The following is a 22,023-nucleotide window of genomic DNA, read 5'->3' as shown; positions in this document are numbered from 1 at the left end:
GGCCGCGCCCCCGCCGGCCGGGGACGGCAGCGACGACGTGGGCGCGCGCGTGGGCCGCGCGATCGCCACGGTGCGCGATGCCGCGGCGAGCACCGTCGGCGAGGACGCCTGGCTGCTCGCCGCGCGCGGGGCCGGCTCGCTCGTCGCAATCGAGTCCGCCCCCGAGCCCGCGCGCTCGAGCGCCGGGGGCCATCCGCTCCTCGAGGCGACGATCGGGCTGGGCGCGCTCACCGACCGGCTGCTCGCGGCCCTGCGCATCGAGGGGCTGCACGGCACCGTGCACATCGAGTGGGGTGCCACCGGCGCCCCACTGGCCGTCCGCGTCGAGATCGGCCTGGCCGCACCCGAACGAGAGGACCGCCCATGACCTCCGAGGATCCGCAGCCGGTGTCCGACACCACCGCGCTCATCGCCGCGCTCGCTCGGCGGCCGGGGCCCGCACTGGCCTACAGCGGCGCCGATGGCGCACTCGAGCTCACCGGCCGGGTGTGCGCGAACTGGGCGTACAAGGGCGCCAGCCTGCTCGCCGAGGCCGGGGTCGGCCCCGACTGCGCCCTCCTCATCGTGGTTCCGCCGGCCGGCTACCTGCACTGGCGGGCCCTGCTCGCCGCGCTGTCGGCCGCGGCGCTCGGCGCCCCCGTGCGCCTGGCGCGCCCGAGCGCCGAGCCGCCGGACGGGCCGCACGCGGCCCTCGCCCCGGAGGCCCTGGCCGAGGCCGCCGCGACCGCCGGTGCGGACGAGCTGTTCGTCTACGCGGAGGCGCCGCTCGCCCTGGCCGCCGAGGCGCCCGCGGAGACCCGCGACTACAACGCGGAGATCCGCGCGCACCCGGACGTCGTCGCGCTGGCCCCGCAGGGGAGCATCGAGTTCAGCGCGCCGGACTCACCGCCCACGGCCGCACCGGTGCCCGCCCCCGCCCCCGGCGCGGTGGAGCTCGCGGGCTGGCCGCGCGATGCCGCCGAGGCCGGGCGCGCGTTCGCCGCGCTCGCCGGCGGACTGCTGAGCACCGCCGATGCCCCCGGCACCGGCGCCCCCGCAGAATCCGGACCGCCCGGCGCACCGGACGTGGGACATGCCACAATTGGCGCATGGACAAAGTAGTTGCATCGGCCGCCGACGCGGTCGCGGACATCTTCGACGGAGCGCGGCTGGCCGTGGGCGGCTTCGGCGTCGTCGGGGTCCCCGAATTCCTCATCCGGGCGCTGCGCGACCAGGGCGCGAAGGACCTCACCGCGGTGTCGAACAACGCGGGCGTCGACGGCCGCGGACTGGGGCTGCTGCTCCAGACGCACCAGATCAAGCGCATGATCGCCTCCTATGTGGGAGAGAACAAGGAGTTCGCCCGCCAGTACCTCTCCGGCGAGCTCGAGGTGGAGCTCACCCCGCAGGGCACGCTGGCGGAGAAGCTGCACGCCGCCGGCGCCGGGATCCCGGCGTTCTACACGATCACCGGGGCGGGCACGCAGGTGGCGCAGGGCGGCATCCCGTTCAAGTACGACTCGCAGGGCAGCGTCGTCGAGGCATCCGAGCCCAAGGAGACGAAGGTGCTCGACACGTTCGGCCAGCCGCGCGAGTACGTGCTCGAGGAGTCGCTGCCGTGCGACTTCGCGTTCGTCCGCGCGGCCAAGGGCGACCGGCACGGCAACCTCGTCTTCCACTCCTCGGCGCGCAACTTCAACCCGCCCGCGGCCCAGGCCGGCGCGGTGACGATCGCGGAGGTCGAGCAGCTCGTCGAGCCCGGTGAGATCGACCCGGACGAGGTCCACCTGCCGGGCGTCTACGTCACCCGCGTCGTGGTGCTCACGGCCGACCAGGTGGCGGACAAGCCGATCGAGAAGATGACCCTGCGGGAGGACTGAGATGGCACTGACGCGCAATGAGATGGCCGCCCGAGCGGCCCAGGAGCTCGAGGACGGCTCGTACGTCAACCTCGGCATCGGCCTGCCCACCCTCGTGCCGAACTACATCCCGGCCGGGGTCGACCTCGTCCTCCAGTCGGAGAACGGCCTGCTGGGCGTCGGCCCCTACCCGCGCGAGGACGAGGTCGACCCGGACCTCATCAACGCGGGCAAGGAGATCGTCACGATGCTCCCGGGCGCCAGCTACTTCGACTCCGCCGCGAGCTTCGGGATGATCCGCGGCGGCAAGATCGACGCGGCGATCCTGGGCGCGATGCAGGTGGCCGGCAACGGCGACATCGCCAACTGGATGATCCCGGGCAAGATGGTCAAGGGGATGGGCGGCGCGATGGACTTGGTCCACGGCGCCAAGCGCGTGCTCGTCATCATGGAGCACGTCGCCCGCGACGGCAGCCCCAAGCTGCTCGAGTCCTGCAAGCTGCCGCTCACCGGCGAGGGCGTCGTCCAGCGGATCATCACCGACCTGGCCGTCCTCGACGTCACGGGCTCCGGGTTCGCGCTCGTCGAGACCGCCCCCGGTGTGACCGTCGACGAGGTGCGGGACAAGACCGCGGCGCCCCTCACGGTCCCCGACGAGGTCGCCGAGGTCTCGGTCCCGGCCTGATCGCCGGGGCCGGATCCCGCCGGTCCCGGCCTGCTCGCCGGGGCTGGCTCAGGCCCCGTGGGAAACGCGCGCAGCGCGCGCCACCGTGGCCGCCCAGCGCTACTCACACAGGCCGGTGGTGGCCGTGAAGAGCAGGCCCACCCCCGTGAGCCGCACCTCGGGCGCGGCGGCGGGGACGAACGCGCTCTGCCCGCGCCGCAGCGTGAGCGCCTCACCGCCGGCGCTGAGCACGAATTCCCCATCGAGGCAGAGCACCTCGGCCGCCCCGCAGCGCGAGAGCGCGGTGCCGCGGGCCTGCCGCACGCGCGCCAGGCTGAAGTCCGGGACTGGAGCGGGGTAGACGCCGCGGCGGTCGGGGGCGAGCACGCGGGGGGCGATGACCCGGTAGGCCACGATCGCGGACATCTCGGCCACGTCGATGTGCTTGGCGGTCAGGCCGCCGCGCAGCACGTTGTCCGAGGCCGCCATGACCTCCACGGCGAGGCCGCCCAGGTAGGCGTGCGGGACGCCGGCGTCGAGGAACAGCGCCTGCCCCTCGCGCAGCCGCACGCGGTTGAGCATGAGCGCGACGAGCGCCCCGGGGTCGCCCGGGAAGTCCGCGCTGAGCTCGCGCAGCGTCTCGAGGGGGTCCGTGCAGCTGCCGTCCGCGGAGACCGCGGCCGGCGCCGGCGCGCCCGGCGCAGACCCGCCATCAGCGGCACCGACACCGTCGGCACCGGGAGCAGCGTCGGCACCGGGGGCACCGGCAGCCGCGCCGGCAGCATCGGCGGCACTGCCCACGCCGATCCGCTCGGCCAGGGTCCGGGCGAGTGCGCCGTAGTCCTCCCAGCGGCCCAGGAGCAGCTCGACGGCGGCCCGCAGCGCCTGCGCCTCGGCGGGGGCCGCGAGGGCGTCCGCCCACGCGTCGAGCAGGCGCTGTTCGACGGGCAGGCCGGCCGCAACTGAGCGCAGGCGCGCGATGGTCGCCCGGGTCGCGGCGAGCGGTCGGAAGCCGCACAGGGCGTCGAAGTCGCCGAGCGCGCAGACGAGCTCGGGCTTGTGGTTGGCGTCGCGGTAGGAGCGCTCGGGGGCGTCGCGCGCGATGCCGGCCGCCTCCTCGCGGGCCCAGCCGGCGGCGGCCTGCTCGCGGCTCGGGTGCACCTGGATGGACAGCGCGGTGGCCGCGGAGAGCACCTTGAGCAGGAAGGGCAGCTGGGGGCCGAACGCGGTGGCGCTGGCCCTGCCCAGTGCCGCCTGTGGATCGGCGGCGATGACCGCGTCGAGCGGGCCGTCGGCGGTCGTGGAGGGGGCGCCGGGGTGGGCGCCCACCCACAGCTCGGCGGCGGGGGTGCCGTCCGGCTCGCGTCCCAGGATGCGGGGGATCGCGCGGGTGTCGCCCCACGCGTAGTCGCGCACCGCATTGCAAAGCCGCAGCATCCACTCTCCCTCTCCTCGGCGGCCCCAGCCTACGGGACCCAGGTGAACGCGGGGCAAAGTCCCGGGGGCCGCCGTGGGCCGCTGACCTGGGGCGCGCCGGCACGCAGCGAGCGGGGAGGGCGCAGCCGCGCCCTCCCCGCTCGGGTGGTGGTCGTCCTGGACTCAGTCGATGACGCGGATGATGCGTCCACCGCTGTTGAGCATCCAGTCCCACTTGCGCTCGGACGTATCCGTGCGCGGCGAGCCGGCATCGATGAGGTAGCCCTTCTTATCGGACACGATCGCGATGTGGCCCGGGTGCCAGACGAGGTCGCCCGGCTTCGCCTGCGAGACACGGATCACTTCCCCTGCTGCCTTCTGCGCACCGGAGGTGCGGGGCAGCTTGATCCCGTTCTTCGCAAACACGTACTGCACGTACCCGGAGCAGTCCCAGCCGCGCGTGGGCGAGGTGCCGCCCCACACGTAGCGGACGCCCAGGTGCTTGCGCGCTTCCTTGATGATGGCCTTGCGCTGCTCGGCCTGCAGCTGTGCCTTCGTCTTCTTCTTCGCCGGCTTCTTCGTCTGCGTCGGCTTGGGAGTCGGCTTCTTCGTCTGCGTCGGCGTGGGCGCAGGCGTCGGCTTCTTCGTCGGGGCGGGGGTGCTGGGCGCGGGGTTCTGGTCGCGGACCCCCGCGTTGAGCGAGCCGCCGAGCGAGGACTCGGTCACGCCCACGCCCTTGGTCCAGGCGACGCGCCCGCCGGTGAAGTTCTGCTCGCAGCGCTCGGAGCCGGTGCACGTCGCGTCGGAGGTCGGGTAGCCCAGGTGGCCGCGCTCGTAGCCCTTCGCGCCCCAGTAGCGGCGGATGTCCCCGCTCGTGGCGTGGGCGCCGCCGGCCTTCGACCAGTGGATGTCGCCGCGGGCGAAGGACTGGTAGGCGCCGCCTGCCAGCTTCGCCTCGCCGTTCTTGGGCAGCCCGAGCGCCTTGCGGGTCTGGGCGTTCCACGCGCGGGCGATCGCGCCGGCGATGACCTTCGTGCCCTTGCCGGACTGCCAGGTGATGTAGCCGTTGCGGTACTGCTGGAAGGCGCCGTCGTCGAGCTTCGTCTCGCGGCCCACCGGGGCGCCCAGCTGCTTCTCCCGGCCCTTGTAGGCCTTCTGGATCGTCGTCTGCTGGGCGGGCTTCTGCGTGGGCTGCTGCGTCTCGGCGGGCTTGGACTGCCCACTCGACTGCATCTTCGCGACGGCCGTGCGGATGGCCGGCAGCTTCGCGTAGAGGTTCGCACCCGGGCAGTCGGTGTTGCCCACGTCGCGGTGGCCGGAGATCGCGTTGATCGTCCTGCCCGCGACGGTGGCCTTCGACTTCGCATCGACGCCGGAGCCGGAGAGCTTCCAGGCGATCGTGTTCTCCACCGCGGTCACGGCGGCGGAGCTGGGCTGCGCCTTGTTGAACGAGCCCATGACGGAGATGCCGAACGTGCCGGAGTTGTAGCCGCGGGCGTGGGCGCCCACGACCGGCTTGTCGACATTGCCGGCGCGGCCCTGCCAGGCGCGGCCGAACCGGTCGACCAGCACGTTGTAGCCGATGTCGGCCCAGCCGCGCTCCTTGACGTGGAACGAGTAGATGCCGCGGATGATGCCGGGCACGTCCGTGGCGCTGTAGGAGTTCGAGCCCTCGGTCTGGTGGACGATCGCGGCCTTGATCGAGCTCGCGTAGCTGGGCGAGCCCTTCCGGATCGACTCGTTGGCGCCCCAGGCCGAGCGCGAGGCGATCGCGGGCTTGGAGACCTTCTTCACGGCGGTGTTCTCCACCGTCGCGCTGCCCGCGCTGAACGCGGCGCTCTGCGCGGCGGCGGTGCCGTCGGCGCCGGCCGCCTGGCCCGCAGTTCCCTGCTGGGCCGCATCGGGGGCCGCAGCCTGGGCCCGGGTGGCGGGGGCGTTCGCGCTCACCGCGGCGCTGTCGCCGGCGGACTTCTTGGGATCGACGATGACGAGCTTGGCGCCCTCGGGGGCGCGCTCGCCCAGCACGCGGATCTGCACGGCCGAGGCGTCGCTCACGACGAACGGGGCGGTGCCCGGGGTGCCGCCACCCTCGTCGGACTCGCTGACCTCGTAGTCCAGGGCGCTCCAGTCGCCCCACTGGTCCGCACCGGTGCGGGTGCGGACCTCGATCTTCGCGCCGTTCTCCACGGCCGAGGTGACGCCGACGACCGAGGCGTGATCGGAGGGGACGTCGAGGGGATCGGAGATGGCGGCGATCTTCACACCGTCCTCCGTCTTGTCCTCCACGCCGCCGGAGATCTCCGGGGTGGGCTGCGCGGACTTCTGCCCGCCGTCCAGCTCACCCTGGGCCTCCTGCCCGTCCTGGGACTTGGCCGAGCGCGAGGGGCTCTGCGCAGGGACCGAGGCGTCCCCGCCGTCGAGCTCGCCCTGGCCGCTGTCCGCGCCGGAGTCGCCGTTCGTCAGCGCCGCGGACTGGGCGGACCGCTCCCCGCCGAAGGTGCCGAGCGTGCCGGAGTCGGTGAAGCGCAGCCGCTCGAGCGCGGCGGGCGCCCGGAAGACGTCGGGCAGGTTGCGCGTGGACTGGTTGGCGATCTGGGAGGTCTGGCCCGAAGCATCGCGGGCACCCGGAGCCTGGAGGCCCTCCTCGCTGAGCGCCGTCAGGGCGTGTTCGCCGATCGACGGGGTGACGGTCTGCGCGGGGGCCGCGCTGGCGGGCGTGAGGCCGATGGTCGAGACCATCGCCGCCACCGCGCATACGGCTGCGGAAGTCAGTGCAGATTTCATGGTTCAGCCTTTGCAGGGAAGACAGGGAAGGAAGGCCGCCGAAGGTCACCACCGGATGTGATGTTTCAGCTCAACATCTCAAAATTGTTACACAGGTTGCGGCGTGTCACACTGGACTTTCTTCGCAAAACCATAATTACAACGGTGTCGTTCCGCGTGTTTCCGGGCGACGCGCGGACGAAAAAAGTTCCGCCGGAAGGCCTCAGAGGACCTTCCGGCGGAACTTTCAGCGCACACTCAGCCGTGCGCGGGCGCGAATTGCGCTTAGGACACGGAGCAGATCGAGGCGTCGTCCTTCTGCTTGCCCGTGCTGGACGTCGAGGCCGCCCGCACGTCCTGCGCCCCCGCGGGCGCAGCGGCCGCGGCCTGCCCGGAGCCGGCCGGGGCCAGCGCCTCGTAGGCGTCCGGCCGCGCATTCAGGGGCGAACCCGCGGACTGGGCGTCCGACTCCGCCTGCGCGATGGCATCGCCGACGAGCGAATGGATCTTGCCGATGTCCGGCCGCGAGGGCGTGATGAGCGGCGGCGTGAGGTTGAGCCGGTCCATCTTCTGCGACTTCGCCTTGAGCGCGAGGTCGACGAACATGTTCACCTGGCCCTCCGGGATGTCCGTGGACACGACGTTCGGGGCGGCCTTGGCGATGTCCTGGAAGCGCCCGATGAGGGTCGTGGGGTCCATCTGCTTGAGCATGGCCTCCTGCACGCAGCGCTGCCGGACCATGCGCGCGTAGTCGCTGGCGAACTCCCGGGAGCGGGCGTACCACAGGGCGCTGCGGCCGTCGAGGTGGATGTTCTCCCCCGGTTCGATCCAGCCCAGCGGCTTGCCGTGCCGGCCGGTGGCGGGGTTGACCTTCGAGGAGATCGGCACGCGCACCTTCGAGGTCAGCGTGATGCCGCCCATCGCGTCGATGAGCTGCTGGAAGCCCTTGAGGTCGATCATCGCGTAGTACTGGATCGGCAGCCCGGTCACGCCCTGGAGCGCCTGCTCGGTTGCCTGCACGCCGGCCGGCACGTCGCCGCTGAAGAGCTTCTTGTGCTGCTCGCCGGCCTGGTACACGGCGTTGATGAGGCACTCGTCGCCGCAGTTGAACCCGTTGGGATAGGCCTTCTTCATCTCCGAGCCGTCGGGGAAGGGCACGTTCTCCAGATTGCGCGGCACGCCGATCACCACGGACTTGCCGGTCTTCGCGTCGATCGAGACGACCGAGAGGCTGTCCGGGCGCACGCCGGTGCGCCCCTTACCGGCATCGGAGCCGAACAGCGCGATGTTGTAGCGCCCGTCGACCGGCTTGACCCCGCGCCCGTTGGCGAAGACGTCACTGATGAGCGCGCGCTGGGAGTTGAGCATCGAGGTGCCCCACACGGTCCCGCCGCACACGACGAGCACCATGACGAGCGCCGCGGCGAGCAGTCCGCCGCGGGTGCGCCGGCCCAGCGAGACGAGCCGGATGCGGCGCACCGTGTCGAGCATGCACAGCACCCAGTTCGCGGCGGCGATGACCACCCACACCATGAGGACCGCGATGAGGACGGGGTTCGTCCCGAAGCCCAGGAGCAGGCGGCGGCTGAAGAGCGACCACAGCGCCAGGCCCAGCAGCAGCGCCCAGCTGCCCAGGGTGATCGTCAGCGAGAGGCGGGCGCGGCGCCGGGCGCCCAGCACCGACTGCGCGGAGCCGGGCAGCAGCGCCGAGCACAATAGGAGGATCCAGCCGCGCAGGTTGCGCTGCCGCACGGGCGCGTTGCGGGGATTGCGCAGCGGGTCGACGTACTGGAGCCTGCGCCGTGGGCCGGTGCGGGGCTGGTCCTCCATCTCCTCCATCCGACTCAGCCCAGCAGCTTCCGTCCCATGACGAGGCGCTGCACCTGGTTGGTGCCCTCGTAGATCTGGGTGATCTTGGCGTCGCGCATCATGCGCTCCACCGGGTGGTCCTGGACATAGCCGGCCCCGCCCAGCAGCTGGACGGCGTCGGTGGTGATCTCCATCGCGGCGTCCGAGGCGAAGGCCTTGGCGGCGGCGCCGAAGAAGCCGAGGTCCGCGTCCTCGCGCTCGCTCTTGGCCGCGGCGACGTAGGTGAGCTGGCGGGCGGCCTCGAGCTTCGTGCCCATGTCCGCGACCATGAACTGGATGCCCTGGAAGTCCGCGATCCGCTTGCCGAACTGCTTGCGCTCCTTGATGTAGCCGATCGCGTAGTCCAGCGCGCCCTGCGCGATGCCCACGGCCTGCGCCGCGATCGTCACGCGCGTGTGGTCGAGGGTGCGCAGCGCGATCTTGAGGCCCTGGCCCTCCGAGCCGATGATCCGGTCGCCGGGCAGGCGGACGTTGTCGAAGAACAGCTCGCGGGTGGGGCTGCCCTTGATGCCGAGCTTGCGCTCCTTCTCCCCGAAGGTGAAGCCCTCGTCGCCCTTCTCCACGACGAAGGCGGAGATGTTGTTGCCGCGCTTGCCGTCGGGGTCCGTGACCGCGAGGACGGTGTAGAAGTCGGACTCGCCGGCATTCGTGATCCACGTCTTCACGCCGTTGAGGATCCAGTCGTCGCCGTCGCGCACGGCGCGGGTGCGCATGCTCGCGGTGTCCGAGCCGGCCTCGCGCTCGGACAGGCCGTAGGAGAAGCCGTGGCCCTGGGCCAGCTGTGTGAGGTACTTCTGCTTGATCTCCTCGTCACCGCCCAGCTGGACGGGCAGCCCGCCGAGCTTGTTGACCGCCGGGATGAGGGAGGACGACGTGCAGCCGCGGGCCACCTCTTCGATGATGATGGCGGTGGCCAGCGCGTCCGCGCCCGCTCCGCCGTACGCCTCCGGCACGTGGGGGGCGAAGAAGTCGGTGGCGAGCAGCGCGTCGCGCGCCTCGGTCGGGAACCGCGCTTCGGCATCGACCTCGGCGGCGAACGGGGCGATCTTCGCCTCGACGACATCGCGCACGGCGGAGCGGATCTCCTCGTGCTCCTCGCTGAGCTGGAACTGATCGAACATGTGCGTCCTTTCGTCGGGTGTGCGGCCGGCGCCCGCGGCGCCGGCCGGGCCTCAGCGGCCCTGGCGCTCCATGAGGGCGCGGCCCTTGGCCTCCGCGCTCGCCCTGAGCTCGTCTCGGTGGGCATCGAGCCGGGCGCGGATCCGCGCGGCCCTCTCGCCCTCGCCCGCGCCCAGGATGCGGGCGGCGAGCAGTCCTGCGTTCTGCGCCCCGCCGATCGACACGGTGGCCACCGGGACCCCGGCGGGCATCTGCACGATCGACAGCAGGGAGTCCATACCGTCCAGGCGCGCGAGCGGGACGGGCACGCCGATGACGGGCAGCGGCGTGACGGAGGCGAGCATGCCCGGCAGGTGGGCCGCTCCCCCGGCGCCGGCGATGATGACGCGCAGCCCGCGCTCGGCGGCGCCGGCGCCCCACGCGATCATCTCGTGGGGCATGCGGTGGGCGGAGACGACCTCCGCCGTGTGGGAGACCCCCAGCGATTCGAGGGCCTGGGCGGCCGCCTCCATCGTGGGCCAGTCGGAGTCCGAGCCCATGACGATGCCGACGTCGGCGCTCATGCCCCGGCCCCCGTCTGCGCGGTGCTCTCCGCCCGTGCACTGCTCTCCGCGGCCGAGGCGCCGGCCGCCCGCGCGGGCCCGTCCGACCGGCCGTGGCGCGGGTGTGGGTCGGGATCCGTGCCGGCGATGTAGTCGGCGGCGTGGCGGGCGCGAGCGCGCACCTCGACCGGGTCCGCGCCGCTGACGTTGACGTGGCCCAGCTTGCGGCCCGGACGCACGGACTTGCCGTACATGTGGACCTTGGCCTGCGGGTCGTGGGCGAGCACGTGGAGGTAGGCGCGATAGAGGTCCTCGTGCTCGGCGCCCAGCACGTTGCCCATCGCGGTGAACGGGGCCTTCGCGGTGGGATCGCCCAGGGGCAGGTCGAGCACGGCGCGCAGGTGCTGCTCGAACTGCGAGGTCACCGACCCGTCCTGCGTCCAGTGGCCCGTGTTGTGCGGGCGCATGGCCAGCTCGTTGACGACGTAGCCCTGCGGCGTCTCGAACAACTCCATCGCCATGACCCCCGTGACGCCCAGCGCCCCGGCGACGGTGAGGACATCGCCGGCGATGCGCTCGGCGAGCTCGGCGGGCAGGCCGGGGGCGGGGGCGATGGCCTCCTTGCAGATGCCATCGCGCTGGTAGGTCTCGACGACCGGCCACACGGCCGTCTGGCCGGACGGCGAGCGGCCCACCATGACGGCGAGCTCGCGGGCGAAGTCGACCTTCTCCTCGGCGAGCAGCGGGCCGGGCGCCTCGGCGAACCAGTCGGCGGCCTCGGCCGCGGAGTCGATGACGCGCACACCGTGGCCGTCGTAGCCGCCGCGCGGGGTCTTGAGGATGAGCGGGAAGCCGGCGCGCTCGCCGAACGCGGCGAGCTCCGCCGTGCTGGACACGGGCGCCCAGGCCGGGTTGGGCAGGCCGAGCTCGTCCATCTTGGCGCGCATGACGAGCTTGTCCTGGGCGTGCACGAGCGCCTGCGGCTGGGGCTGGACGCTCACGCCGGCCGCCTGCAGCGCCTCGAGGTGCTCGGTGGGCACGTGCTCGTGGTCGAACGTGAGGACGTCCACCGTCCGCGCGAACGCGAGCAGCGCCTCGTAGTCGTGGTAGTCGCCGACGGTCACCTGGGAGGACACCTGCGCCGCGGGCGAGCCCTCCGCCTCGGAGAGGACGTGGAACCCCACGCCCAGGGCCTCGGCCGCGGGGGCCATCATCCGCGCGAGCTGTCCGCCGCCCACAACGCCGATCTTGGGAAAAGTCACGCGCCCACTGTATCGAGCGCGCCCGGAAATCCCGTGAGCGACCGGCCGGAGGCGGCTGAAGATTTCGGCCCCGGGGCTACCATGGGTGAGCCGCCGGCCGAAGGGAGACCACATGGGCGTGCGCTCCGAGGCCGTGCGCCTCCTGCGCTTCTCCGCCGTGGGCACCCTTGCCTTCTGCGTGGACCTGGGCGTGTTCAACCTCCTGCGCACGGAGGATGCGGGCGTGGGCCCCCTGTGGGCGAAGGTCGTCTCCGTGGTCCTCGCCACCACCGTGTCGTGGCTGGGCTCGCGCTACTGGACCTTCCGCGACGGCCGCCGCGCCCGCGCCGGCGCCGAGGCGCTGGCCTTCTTCGCCGTCAACGGCGTCGGCATGCTCATCGCCCTGGCCTGCCTGTGGGTCTCCCACTACGCCCTGGGGCTGACGTCCGCGCTGGCCGACAACGTCTCCGGCACGTTCGTGGGCGTGGCCCTGGGCAACCTGTTCCGCTACGCCGCCTACCGCTGGCTCGTCTTCCGGCCGCCCTCGCCCCGCCGCGAGGTCGTCGTGGCCGCTCCCCCGGAGCTCAGCCGAGCGCCGCAAGCAGCGGGATCGCCAGTTCGTCCTCGCTGACCCCGCCGTGGTGGCCCAGCAGCGCCAGCGCCGAGGGCGAGTCCCGCTGCGAGTCGACGATCCCGAAGTCGCCGTCGGCCACGACGAGCACGTCGCCGATGCGCTCCTCGTTGGCCGGCCGCACCGGGCCGAACCAGCCGCCGGCCACCGCCTCGGCGCGGGTGAGCACCCGGCCGCGGTCCCCGACGGCCGCCGCGAAGGCGTCCCGCACGTCCGCGGCGGCGCCCGGCCTCGCGTAGAGGTGAACGGCGCGCGGCTCGCCCCCCAGGTCCGCGAGCCCGGCGCGCAGCTCGGGGTGCTCGGCCACGTCGAGACGCCCGGCGTGGGGCACATCGACCATGCCGTGATCGGCGGTGATGAAGAGGCCCGCATCGCGGGGCAGGCGCTCGGCGAGCTCGCGCAGCGCCGCATCGACGGCCTCGAGCTCGCTCAGCCACTCCCAGGAGTCGGTGCCGTAGACGTGGCCGGCGCGGTCGAGCCCGCCCCAGTAGAAGTAGACGAGGCGCCGGCCGGGGGCGCGCGCCTCGGCGGCGGCGTGGGCGACCCGCTCGGACAGCGTGCCCGAGCCGCGGAACCGGCCGCCGCGCAGGGAGGCGCGGTTGAGGCCGCGCCCGGCGAACTTGGGCTCGCCCAGGCTCACGACGTCCGCGCCGGTGCCCGCGATGCGCTCGAAGAGCGTCGCATCGGGCACCCACACCTCCGGATCGGTGTCCGAATCCCACGTCAGCTGGTTGAACACGGCCCCGCGCTCCGGGTCGAGCAGCCGGTAGCCCATGACCCCGTGGCCGCCGGGCAGCAGACCGGTGCCCAGGGAGGACAGCGAATTGGCGGTGGTCGACGGGAAGCCGGCGCTGGCCGGGCGCATGGCGGGCAGCAGGAAGCGCAGGAACGGCGCGTGGGCCGCGCGGCGGCGCAGGAGGGCCGCCCCCATGCCGTCGATGAGGGCGACGACGGCCACCCGCAGCTCGCGGCCCGGGGCGAGCGCGGCGGCCCGTGCGCGGGCCGGGGCATCGAGGGCCTCGGCTGCGCCGATCGCGGTGGCCGCCAGGGGCACGATGTCGGACAGCAGCGTCGCCGCCGCGTAGTCCGGGGGCCTGAGCACCGCCTCAGCCGGCCGTGCGCGCGCCGGCGGCCTGGCGCGCCTCGAATACGAGGCGCTTGAGCGTGAGCGCGAACGTCTCCGCGGCGTCCACGGCGTCCTGGCCCTCGGCCTGGGCGGAGACCCGCAGCGTGACGTCCTCGGGCAGGGCGGAGCCCGAGTAGCCGTGGTCGCCCTCGCACTGGGGATCGCCGCAGGTCTCCGGGAACAGCTCGAGGCGGCGCACCGCGCCCCAGCCCAGGGTGAGCGAGACCTCGACGGGCCGGTCGCCCGGTCGGAACTCCGCGGGATCCGCGTAGGTGCGCCCGATGAGCGCGGTGCGCAGGGAGGCCAGCGGGACGTCCTCGGTGGAGGTGGTGCCGCGGGGATTGGCGCCGGGCTCGGCGTCCGGCTCGTCGTCGACGTGGGCGAGGAGGAGGCGGGTGGGGGTGAGCGCGAAGACGGTGACGTGGCGGTGGATCGCGTCGAGGTCGAGGTGGGTGTCCATATGGACGAGGTGGTCGACCAGCTGCTCGCCGTAGAGCGCCTCGACGATCATCGAGCCGGTCAGCTGGGGGTAGTAGCCGGCGGCCTGGAGGTCGCGGACGAGGGCGTGCGGAATGCTCATGCCCCCATTGTGCCGCACGCCGCTGACGCGGCCCGCCCCGCACGGGCGGGCCGAGAGCGCCGGGGGCGGCCGAGAGGGCTGGGGTGGCAGACAGCGCCCGGGCCCGGTCAAAGGCACCCGGGCCCGGCCAACGGTCCGCAGGGCGGCGGTGGGCACACGGGCCGTGCCGTGGGCGCACGGGTGCCCCGCGCCTCGGCGGCGGGAGGGCGGGAGCAGCGGGTGCGCGCGAACCGCAGCGGTCAGCGACCAGCGGCCGCGGGCGCCGGGGTGTGCGACTGTGGGCCCGCTCACGCGATGGTCCCTATGATGGGGGCATGGAAGCCTACCCCGCCGACTGGGAAGCCGATGTCGTCCTGCGCGACGGCGCCACCGCGCACCTGAGGCCCATCGTCCCGGGCGACGCGGACGCGGTGGTCGCGATGCACGCCCGGCAGTCCCCGGAATCCATCTACCTGCGGTTCTTCGCCCCGCTGCCCACGATCCCGGAGAAGGACCTCAAGCGCTTCGTCACGGTCGACTACCGCGACCGGGTGGCCCTCGTCATGCTCATCGGCGAGGAGATCATCGGGATCGGGCGCTTCGACCGGATCGACGACGACTCCGCCGAGGTCGCGTTCAACATCGCCGACGCCCACCAGGGCCGCGGAATCGGCTCGATCCTCCTCGAGCACCTCGCCGCCGCGGCCAGGGACCTGGGCATCAGCGTCTTCACCGCCGAGGTGCTGCCCCAGAACCGCTCCATGCTCCAGGTCTTCGCCGCCGCGGGCTTCGAGATCTCCCGCGAGTTCGACGACGGCGTCGTCGCGGTGCGCTTCGACATCGACCCCACGGAGAAGTCGCTGCAGGTGCAGGAGGCGCGTGAGCACCGCGCCGAGGCGCTCAGCGTCCGCTCGGTGCTCCACCCCGCCTCCGTCGTCGTCATCGGCGCCAGCCGCAAGCGCAAGACCGCGGGCAACCTCGTGCTGCGCAACCTCACCGCGGCGGGCTTCCGGGGCCGGCTCAGCGTCATCCACCCCGCCGCCGCGGCCGTGGCCGGCATCCCCGCCGTCGCCTCGCTGTCCGACATCGAGGGCGAGGTGGACCTCGCGATCATCGCGGTGCCCGCCGAGGCGGTCACGCAGGTGGTGCGCGACTGCGCCACCCACGCGGTCAAGGCCGTCGTCGTCATCTCCTCCGGCTTCGCCGAGACGGGCGAGCAGGGCCTCATGCTCCAGCGCGAGATGGTCGCCACGGCGCGCTCGCACGGCATGCGGGTGGTCGGGCCGAACTCGTTCGGCATCGCGAACACGGAGCCCGAGGTCTCCCTCAACGCCTCGCTCGCGCCGTTCCTGCCCGATGCGGGCTCGCTGGGCCTGTTCTCCCAGTCCGGGGCGCTGGGCACGGGCCTGCTGGCGGCCGCGAAGACGCGGGGGTTGGGGATCTCGACGTTCGTCTCCGCAGGCAACCGCGCGGACCTGTCCGGCAACGACGTCCTCCAGTACTGGGAGGAGGACCCGGTCACGCAGACCGTGGGCCTCTACCTCGAGTCGATCGGCAACCCGCGCAAGTTCACCCGGATCGCCCGGCGCGTGGCGCGCGTCAAGCCGGTCATCGTCATCAAGTCCGACCTGACCGGCCGCGAGCTGCCGCCCGGGCACCAGGTGCGCGTGTCCAGCCTGTCCGGCAAGGCCCTCGACCAGGTGCTCGCGCAGGCCGGCGTCATCCGCGCGGGCTCCATCCACCAGCTCTTCGACCTCGCGCAGGTCCTCTCCTCCCAGCCCCTGCCGCACGGGCACCGGGTGGGCGTCATCGGCAATTCCGCGGCCCTGTCCACGCTCGTCATCCAGCGCGCCCGGGCGGAGGGCCTGCGCATCGACCGGCCGGCCGTGTCCATGCACCCGGAGGTCAGCGCGGAGGACTTCGCCGCGGGGCTGGCGGAGATGTACGCGGACCCCACGGTGGACTCCGTCGTGGTGACGTTCACCCCCTCGGCCGGTGCCAGCGAGCAGGAGATCGCCGCGATCCTCGCCGACGAGGCCGCGCAGTCGGGCAAGACGACCGTCGCGTGCTTCCTGGGCGTCCACGGCGTCAAGGACGAGCTCACCGCCTACTCCCGCGGAGCGGACGGCAGCCGCCGCGTGCACACGGTGCCCAGCTTCATGGGACCGGAGGACGCGGTCTGGTCGCTTGCGCGCGCCACCGAGTACGCGGCGTGGAAGAGCTCCGACCGCGGCCGCTACCCGGAGCTCGAGGGCATCGACCACCGCCGGGCCCGCAGCATCATCGAGGGCGCGCTGGCGCGGGCCCAGGACGAGGACCCCGAGGCGCGCGCCGCCGGCCGCACCGTCGTCCTGGAGCGCTCGGAGGCCCGCGACCTGCTCGCGGCGTACGGCGTGCACGTCGTCCCCTTCTATGCGGTCGGCTCCGTGGATGCGGCGCTGGAGAAGGCGGCGGAGATCGGCTACCCCGTGGCGCTCAAGGCCGTGAGCCGCCGCCTGCGCCACCGGCTGGAGCTGGGCGGAGTGCGGCTGGGCATCGCGAATCCCGAGGAGCTGCGCGCGGCGTGGACTGCGATCTCGGCCGTCATCGACGCCGCCGAGGGCCCGGACGGTGAGCGCGGCATCGACGTCCAGGAGATGGCGCCCACCGGCCTGGCGTGCGCGATCCGCGCCGGCGAGGACCCGCTGCTGGGGCCGATGGTCTCGTTCGCCCTGGCCGGCGACGCCTCCGAGCTGCTCGAGGACGTCTCCCACCGGGTGGCCCCGCTGACCGATGTGGACGCCGCCGCGATGGTGCGCGGCCTGAAGTCCTCGCCCCGGCTGTTCGGCTACAAGGGCCTGCCGGTCATGAACGTCGCGCCGATCGAGGACATCCTGCTGCGCCTGTCCTCGCTCGTCGACGACTTCCCCGCCGTGCGCAGCGTGGCCCTGCGGCCGGTCAACGTGACCGAGGGCGAATCGTCGATCCTCAGCGCGAAGGTGGAGCTCACGGCCCAGGCCAGCCGCATCGACTCGTCCCGCCGCCGCATGGCATAGCGCCCCGCCGAGCGACGCGGCCGCGGGGATGGAGACGCGGCGGCGGGGTCGCAGCGGGGAGGTCGCGGCGGTGGGGTCGCGGCGGAGAGGTCTGCCGGCGCGGTCGCGGCGGCGGGGTCTGTTGCGCCCCCCGAAAGGTCACTTTCGTACGGTTCCACCCCAGCCAACCGAACAGAATTGACCTTTCACCCGGGGCTTTGGACCATCGCAGCCGCGCAACCCCCGGCGCCTTCTTGCTCCGGGCCCCACAGGTCTTCCAGCGCGAACTACCACCCCAGACCTCCGCACCCCGAACGGTCACTTTCGTACGGCTCCGCCCCGGCCAACCGAACAGAATCGACCTTTCACTCGCGGCGATTGGCCTGCCGCAGCCGCGCAGCCTGCTAACACCCCGATCATCACGGAGCACTAACCTCCTGGGCCTACCATCCTCCGAGGCCACCACCGTCTCCGAGGGCTCACCCCCTTCACCGCGTCCCACCGCAGGGTTCCTCCATCCACCGTGCCCGTACGCACCCGTGAACCGCCGCCTGCAGGGCCAACACACCGTGAAAGGTCACTTTCGTCCGGTTCCGACCCGATCAACCGAACAGGATCGACCTTTCACCCGCGGAACGAGCCAACTGTCCGGCGCGGGAGGACTGTCATCCACAGTTGGCTGCGAACGATTCCCTCGGGGGACGGTGGGGGCTAGGCTGATGTCCCTCCAGAGTCGAAGGAACGCCATGAGCGCACTCAGCAGCACCCGCCGCTTCCCCGCTCTCAGGCTCGCAGCCGCGAGCACCATGCTTGTCGCCCTGCTCGCCGCCGGCTGCGGCGGCCCGGAGCAGACCGCGGGCCTCGCCACCCCACCGGCAAGCGGCGAAAGCAGCGCTACCCCCTCCCCCACCCTTCCGCCGTACACAACGACGCTGACGCTCACCGAGGAACAAAAAACGGCCGCAGATGCGGCGGCCTCTTCGTTTAATTCATTCGTCAATGCTGCGAACGACGCCTACAAAGCGAAAGATATAAACAAGTCGGGTATTGCTAACTGGGCATCCGGCCCCGCACTCGAAGGAGTTAGAGAAGGGGTGGAGTCCTTACAGAAAGAAAATTTACGACTGGATGACGACTTCACCGTGCAACAGATTAAGTTGATCAGGATCTCGAAAACACGGATGATAACGGACGCTGAGTTCCGAGGATGCGTGCCATACAGCAAGATTCGGATCGTTCATAGCGACGGCACGACGCCATCTGAACGCAATTCTACTGATAGCGAATTCAGGTTTATTGTTCAAAACGAACGCGATGGATGGCGCGTCAATAAACAAGAGTTAGTTCACAAACAATGCGGTCAGTAAATTTTGCGCTAAATGTTTTGATGGGAGTTCTACCTTTGATGGTGGCTCCGCCAGTTGCCGCTTCATCCGCCGGATGTGATTTTATCCATGGCGGCATGAACCAGTGCTCCGGCTCGAAGGAGCGGCCCGGGGACAACCGGCGCCCCGATCCCGGCAACGATGGGGGCGGAGGCGGTGGCAACGGCGATCGCGGTGACGGCGGGAACAACGGCGGCGGGGGCGGTGGCGGCGGCCAGGAATGCCATCGCGATGGCAGTGGCGGTGTCCCCGCCTGCCTCGACCAACCGGGCAATCCGGGCAACCCCGGAGAGCCCGCACCGCCTCCCGTGCCCACCGTGACCGAACACGACTTCCAGAGCTTCGCGATCCCGCCCTCGGTCCCGCACTCCTGGCCCTCGGACTGGGGTGCGGCCAAGCGCCGGACCGCCTTCTGGGCCGATGCAGGCACGAAGTACATCAACGTGACACTCCTCGGCCAGGCGGTGACGGTGAAGGCAACGCCGGTGAAGTACCAGTGGGACTTCGGCGACGGAACCCGGAAGAACAGCCACTCCCCCGGCCACCGCCCTGCCTCGCTGAGCACCGCCAAGCTCTTCCACTCCTACCGCCAGCCCGGCCGCGTCAGCGTCCGCGTCATCACGACGTACACGGGCCAGTTCAGAGTGGGATCCGGTGGCTGGCAGGACATCGCGGGCACCGCGGCCGTCGGCAGCAGCGCCCTGCCGCTGACCATCTACCGCTATCACAAGTACCTCGTCGAAGATGACTGCGCGAAGAACCCGGACGGCCCCGATTGCCGCCCCTCGCGCCGCCACTGAACCAGGATCCAACCGCCGCCGAGTCACTGCCTCGCACACCGGGTGCAGAGCACGAGCCATCGCCCGCAGGCCACCTCAGCGCCCGGTCCACGCAGATACCGGGGCCACGCAGGCACCGGTGCCACGCAGAAACAACCCGGGCGCCCCTGAACGACGCGACCGTGGCTCCGCCGTACCCGCTAACCAAACAAACCAGACAAGCCAAGCCGCCACGACTCGCTGCCTCTCGACTTCCTCGCGCAGATTCCCTCCTCGCCCCGACGGACATCCCGCCCGCCAGGCTCGGCGCACAACCGTCCACTGCCCAACCACCACCCACTCCTCCCCCACAGCACTCGTGAACCGCCCCGGGGACCACCGCACTCAGACCGCCGAAACGCACCCCGACCGTCGCTGCACACGCGCCAACCTCCTCCCACAGGCACCCCTCCCGGCCGCGTAATCGAACACCGCGACCGCCACCGAACCGCTGACACCCCCGAAATCCCGCGATGCCGCCTGCAACCTCGATAGGGTGGGAGGGCCCTTTTCGAAACATCGCGAGGAGTCCACCAGTGGCTAAGCCTGTCGCGGGCCAGATCGTCGACATCGACGTCTCCGAGGAGATGGAGTCGTCCTTCCTCGAATACGCCTACTCCGTCATCTACTCCCGCGCGCTGCCCGACGCCCGCGACGGCATGAAGCCGGTCCAGCGGCGCATCGTCTTCCAGATGGGCGACATGGGACTGCGCCCGGACCGCCCCCACGTGAAGTCCTCGCGCATCGTCGGCGATGTCATGGGCAAGCTCCACCCCCACGGCGACTCGGCGATCTACGACGCACTCGTGCGCCTCAGCCAGTCCTTCGTCATGCGGGTCCCGCTGGTCGACGGCCACGGCAACTTCGGCAGCCTCGACGACGGCCCGGCCGCCCCGCGCTACACGGAGGCGCGCCTCACGCAGGCGTCCATGACCCTCATCGCGGGCCTCGACGAGGACGTCGTCGACTTCGTGCCCAACTACGACAACACGCTCACCCAGCCCGAGGTGCTGCCGAGCGCGTTCCCCAACCTCCTCATCAACGGCGCCTCGGGCATCGCCGTGGGCATGGCGACCAACATGGCCCCGCACAACCCGGGCGAGGTGATCGCGGCCGTCCAGCACCTCATCGACCACCCGGACGCGGAGCTCGCCGAGCTCATGCGCTACATCCCCGGCCCCGACCTGCCCAGCGGCGGGCGGATCATCGGCCTGTCCGGCGTGCGCGAGGCCTATGAGACCGGCCGCGGCACCTTCCGCACGCGGGCCACCGTGCGCATCGAGAACCTCTCCGCCCGCCGCAAGGGCATCGTGGTCACGGAGCTGCCGTACCTCGTGGGCCCGGAGAAGGTCATCGAGAAGGTCAAAGACGCCGTCACCGCCAAGAAGCTGGCCGGCATCGCCACGATCGACGACTTCTCCGACCGCAAGCACGGCCTGCGCCTCGTCATCGGGATCAAGAACGGCTTCAACCCCGATGCCGTGCTCGAGGAGCTCTACCGCCTCACCCCCATGGAGGAGTCCTTCGGCATCAACAACGTGTGCCTCGTCGAGGGCCAGCCCCGCACCCTGGGCCTCAAGGCGCTCCTCGAGGTCTACCTCGACCACCGCATCTCCGTAGTGCGCCGCCGCTGCCAGTACCAGCTGCGCCGCGCCCAGGACCGCCTCCACCTGGTCGAGGGCCTCCTCATCGCGATCCTCGACATCGACGAGGTCGTCCAGCTCATCCGCTCCTCCGACGATGCCGCCGCCGCGCGGACCCGCCTCATGGAGGTCTTCGATCTCAGCGAGGTCCAGGCCACCTACATCCTCGACCTCCAGCTGCGCAGGCTCACGAAGTTCTCCCGCATCGAACTCGAGGCCGAGCGCGACGAGCTCGCCGAGCGCATCGCCGAACTCGAGGCGATCCTCGCCGACGATCGCCGCCTGCGCGCCCTCGTCTCCGACGAGCTGGGGCGCACCGCGGATGAGATCGAGTCACCGCGGCGCACCGTGCTGGTCGAGGGCGACGTCAAGCAGTTGGCCAAGGCCGCCCGACAGAAGGGCCGGGAGCTCACGATCTCCGACGACCCGTGCTGGGCGCTGCTGTCCACCTCCGGTCGGATCGCGCGGACGAACTCGCTGGCCCCGCTGCCGGTGGAGGGCAAGCGCGCAAGCCACGATGCGCTCGTCTCCCAGGTCGCCACCACCACCCGCGGCACGGTGGGCGCCGTGACGTCGAAGGGCCGCGTCCTCAAGGTCGATGTCGTCGCGCTCCCCGCGCTCCCGCCCCAGGCCACGCGGCCCGGGCTGGCCGGCGGGGTGAAGATCGGCGACTTCGTGGCCGTCGACTCCGGCGAGCGGGTGGTGGGGCTCATCGACATCGGACAGGACTACGTGCTCGCTACGGCCAACGGCGTCATCAAGCGGGTGGCCGGCGGCGATGCCCCGAACCGCGACGACTGGGAGGCCATCGGCCTCAAGGGCAAGGACTCGGTGGTGGGCGCCGGCCAGCTCCCGGACATCGACGCCGCGCGCGCGGTCCTCATCGCCTCGAACGCCCAGCTGCTGACCTTCGGCACGGACGGCCTGCGCGCCCAGGGCAACAGCGCCGGCGGTGTCGCCGGCATCAAGCTGTCCGCCGGCGCCCGCGTCGTGGCCTTCGGCCTCGTGGACCCGGCCGCGGACAACCGCGTCGTCACGATCGCCGCGGGTGAGAACTTCTACGGCGAGCCCGCCCACTCCATCAAGGTCAGCGGCCTCGCGGAATTCCCCACGAAGGGCCGCGCGACGGCGGGCGTGCGCGCCCACAAGTTCCTCAAGGGAGAGACCGAGGTGGCGGCCGGCTTCGCGGGGCCCGCGCCGCAGGCCGCGGCGGCCGCGGGCGGGGCGCGCGCCCTGCCGGACGAGCTCAGCCGCCGCGATGCCTCCGGCTCTCCGCTGGACGCGAAGATCGACGCGATCGGCACGCTGCCCCACAACCGGGGCGCCGACACCGGGGCCAGCGAGGACGCCGCCGCCCAGGCCGCGGCCGAGGCGCCCGCCGGCTCCGGCGCGCCC

The 22,023-nt window shown here is 72.1% G+C and carries 16 protein-coding genes and 1 pseudogene; 9 read left to right on the top strand and 8 right to left on the bottom strand.

Features of this window, described 5'->3' with window-relative positions; translation table 11 throughout:
- The 4 genes and pseudogenes from GSY69_RS10695 to GSY69_RS10680 all read left to right on the top strand — a co-directional run.
- Positions 1-367: pseudogene (locus GSY69_RS10695) on the top strand (coenzyme F420-0:L-glutamate ligase); the annotation flags it as partial.
- Positions 364-1,101: a hypothetical protein gene (locus tag GSY69_RS10690; protein ID WP_160953837.1), complete on the top strand. Its 738-nt coding sequence runs from the start codon at positions 364-366 to the stop codon at positions 1,099-1,101. The pseudogene GSY69_RS10695 and the gene GSY69_RS10690, both read left to right, overlap by 4 nt.
- Positions 1,089-1,859, top strand: coding sequence for a CoA transferase subunit A (locus GSY69_RS10685; RefSeq protein WP_160953836.1), 771 nt, complete (start codon positions 1,089-1,091; stop codon positions 1,857-1,859). The genes GSY69_RS10690 and GSY69_RS10685 overlap by 13 nt, the downstream gene beginning before the upstream one ends.
- Before the next feature lies 1 nt (position 1,860).
- Complete coding sequence (locus tag GSY69_RS10680; RefSeq protein ID WP_160953835.1) at positions 1,861-2,523, top strand: CoA transferase subunit B; 663 nt, start codon at positions 1,861-1,863, stop codon at positions 2,521-2,523.
- 99 nt (positions 2,524-2,622) lie between these two features.
- Here the strand turns inward: GSY69_RS10680 and manA are convergent, their stop codons facing one another.
- The 6 genes from manA to GSY69_RS10650 form a co-directional block, all read right to left on the bottom strand.
- A complete protein-coding gene (gene manA, locus GSY69_RS10675; protein ID WP_160953834.1) occupies positions 2,623-3,939 on the bottom strand; it encodes a mannose-6-phosphate isomerase, class I in 1,317 nt (438 codons plus the stop codon).
- 162 nt (positions 3,940-4,101) lie between these two features.
- Positions 4,102-6,702 carry an NlpC/P60 family protein gene (locus GSY69_RS10670; protein WP_160953833.1) on the bottom strand — a complete coding sequence of 867 codons (2,601 nt, stop codon included), beginning with the start codon at positions 6,700-6,702 and terminating at the stop codon, positions 4,102-4,104.
- A gap of 264 nt (positions 6,703-6,966) precedes the next feature.
- Positions 6,967-8,511: an LCP family protein gene (locus tag GSY69_RS10665; RefSeq protein WP_160953832.1), complete on the bottom strand. Its 1,545-nt coding sequence runs from the start codon at positions 8,509-8,511 to the stop codon at positions 6,967-6,969.
- Between the two features lie 14 nt (positions 8,512-8,525).
- Positions 8,526-9,671, bottom strand: a complete 1,146-nt coding sequence (locus GSY69_RS10660) for an acyl-CoA dehydrogenase family protein (RefSeq protein WP_160953831.1) — start codon at positions 9,669-9,671, stop codon at positions 8,526-8,528.
- A 51-nt stretch (positions 9,672-9,722) separates the two neighbouring features.
- Entirely contained in the window at positions 9,723-10,232 is a 510-nt protein-coding gene (gene purE, locus GSY69_RS10655) for a 5-(carboxyamino)imidazole ribonucleotide mutase (RefSeq protein ID WP_160953830.1), read from the bottom strand.
- Positions 10,229-11,473 carry a 5-(carboxyamino)imidazole ribonucleotide synthase gene (locus tag GSY69_RS10650; protein ID WP_160953829.1) on the bottom strand — a complete coding sequence of 415 codons (1,245 nt, stop codon included), beginning with the start codon at positions 11,471-11,473 and terminating at the stop codon, positions 10,229-10,231. Before GSY69_RS10650 ends, purE begins: the two co-directional genes overlap by 4 nt.
- 112 nt (positions 11,474-11,585) lie before the next feature.
- Between GSY69_RS10650 and GSY69_RS10645 the strand changes: the two genes are divergently transcribed.
- On the top strand, positions 11,586-12,083 hold the full coding sequence (locus GSY69_RS10645; protein WP_160953828.1) for a GtrA family protein: 498 nt from the start codon (positions 11,586-11,588) through the stop codon (positions 12,081-12,083).
- Here the strand turns inward: GSY69_RS10645 and GSY69_RS10640 are convergent.
- Together GSY69_RS10640 and GSY69_RS10635 are read right to left on the bottom strand one after the other, a co-directional pair.
- Complete coding sequence (locus GSY69_RS10640) at positions 12,037-13,185, bottom strand: alkaline phosphatase family protein (RefSeq protein ID WP_160953827.1); 1,149 nt, start codon at positions 13,183-13,185, stop codon at positions 12,037-12,039. The two genes, GSY69_RS10645 and GSY69_RS10640, sit on opposite strands and share 47 nt — an antisense overlap.
- A gap of 4 nt (positions 13,186-13,189) precedes the next feature.
- A complete protein-coding gene (locus GSY69_RS10635; RefSeq protein ID WP_160953826.1) occupies positions 13,190-13,789 on the bottom strand; it encodes a DUF5998 family protein in 600 nt (199 codons plus the stop codon).
- A gap of 314 nt (positions 13,790-14,103) precedes the next feature.
- Here GSY69_RS10635 and GSY69_RS10630 point away from each other — a divergent pair, with 314 nt between their 5' ends.
- The 4 genes from GSY69_RS10630 to GSY69_RS10615 all read left to right on the top strand — a co-directional run.
- Positions 14,104-16,803, top strand: coding sequence for a bifunctional acetate--CoA ligase family protein/GNAT family N-acetyltransferase (locus GSY69_RS10630; protein ID WP_160953825.1), 2,700 nt, complete (start codon positions 14,104-14,106; stop codon positions 16,801-16,803).
- Positions 16,804-17,528: 725 nt separating this feature from the next.
- Complete coding sequence (locus tag GSY69_RS10625) at positions 17,529-18,149, top strand: hypothetical protein (RefSeq protein ID WP_160953824.1); 621 nt, start codon at positions 17,529-17,531, stop codon at positions 18,147-18,149.
- A gap of 95 nt (positions 18,150-18,244) precedes the next feature.
- On the top strand, positions 18,245-18,967 hold the full coding sequence (locus tag GSY69_RS10620; protein ID WP_160953823.1) for a PKD domain-containing protein: 723 nt from the start codon (positions 18,245-18,247) through the stop codon (positions 18,965-18,967).
- A 605-nt stretch (positions 18,968-19,572) separates the two neighbouring features.
- A partial coding sequence (locus tag GSY69_RS10615; protein WP_235936487.1) for a DNA gyrase/topoisomerase IV subunit A occupies positions 19,573-22,023 on the top strand: 2,451 nt, incomplete at its 3' end.

It is taken from the genome of Brevibacterium rongguiense (assembly GCF_009857845.1).
GTDB lineage: Bacteria > Actinomycetota > Actinomycetes > Actinomycetales > Brevibacteriaceae > Brevibacterium > Brevibacterium rongguiense.
Note: the sequence above shows the minus strand (reverse complement) of the source record. Positions and strands in the feature narration are given on the sequence as shown.

Bases quoted from the DNA above. Each gene is read 5' to 3' on its own strand.
- GSY69_RS10625 (WP_160953824.1), top strand. From the start codon at position 17,529: ATGAGCGCACTCAGCAGCACCCGCCGCTTCCCCGCTCTCAGGCTCGCA.
- GSY69_RS10665 (WP_160953832.1), bottom strand. From the start codon at position 8,511: ATGGAGGACCAGCCCCGCACCGGCCCACGGCGCAGGCTCCAGTACGTC.
- GSY69_RS10660 (WP_160953831.1), bottom strand. From the start codon at position 9,671: ATGTTCGATCAGTTCCAGCTCAGCGAGGAGCACGAGGAGATCCGCTCC.
- GSY69_RS10680 (WP_160953835.1), top strand. From the start codon at position 1,861: ATGGCACTGACGCGCAATGAGATGGCCGCCCGAGCGGCCCAGGAGCTC.
- GSY69_RS10645 (WP_160953828.1), top strand. From the start codon at position 11,586: ATGGGCGTGCGCTCCGAGGCCGTGCGCCTCCTGCGCTTCTCCGCCGTG.
- GSY69_RS10670 (WP_160953833.1), bottom strand. From the start codon at position 6,702: ATGAAATCTGCACTGACTTCCGCAGCCGTATGCGCGGTGGCGGCGATG.
- GSY69_RS10685 (WP_160953836.1), top strand. From the start codon at position 1,089: ATGGACAAAGTAGTTGCATCGGCCGCCGACGCGGTCGCGGACATCTTC.
- GSY69_RS10630 (WP_160953825.1), top strand. From the start codon at position 14,104: ATGGAAGCCTACCCCGCCGACTGGGAAGCCGATGTCGTCCTGCGCGAC.
- GSY69_RS10620 (WP_160953823.1), top strand. From the start codon at position 18,245: ATGAACCAGTGCTCCGGCTCGAAGGAGCGGCCCGGGGACAACCGGCGC.
- manA (WP_160953834.1), bottom strand. From the start codon at position 3,939: ATGCTGCGGCTTTGCAATGCGGTGCGCGACTACGCGTGGGGCGACACC.
- purE (WP_160953830.1), bottom strand. From the start codon at position 10,232: ATGAGCGCCGACGTCGGCATCGTCATGGGCTCGGACTCCGACTGGCCC.
- GSY69_RS10690 (WP_160953837.1), top strand. From the start codon at position 364: ATGACCTCCGAGGATCCGCAGCCGGTGTCCGACACCACCGCGCTCATC.
- GSY69_RS10635 (WP_160953826.1), bottom strand. From the start codon at position 13,789: ATGAGCATTCCGCACGCCCTCGTCCGCGACCTCCAGGCCGCCGGCTAC.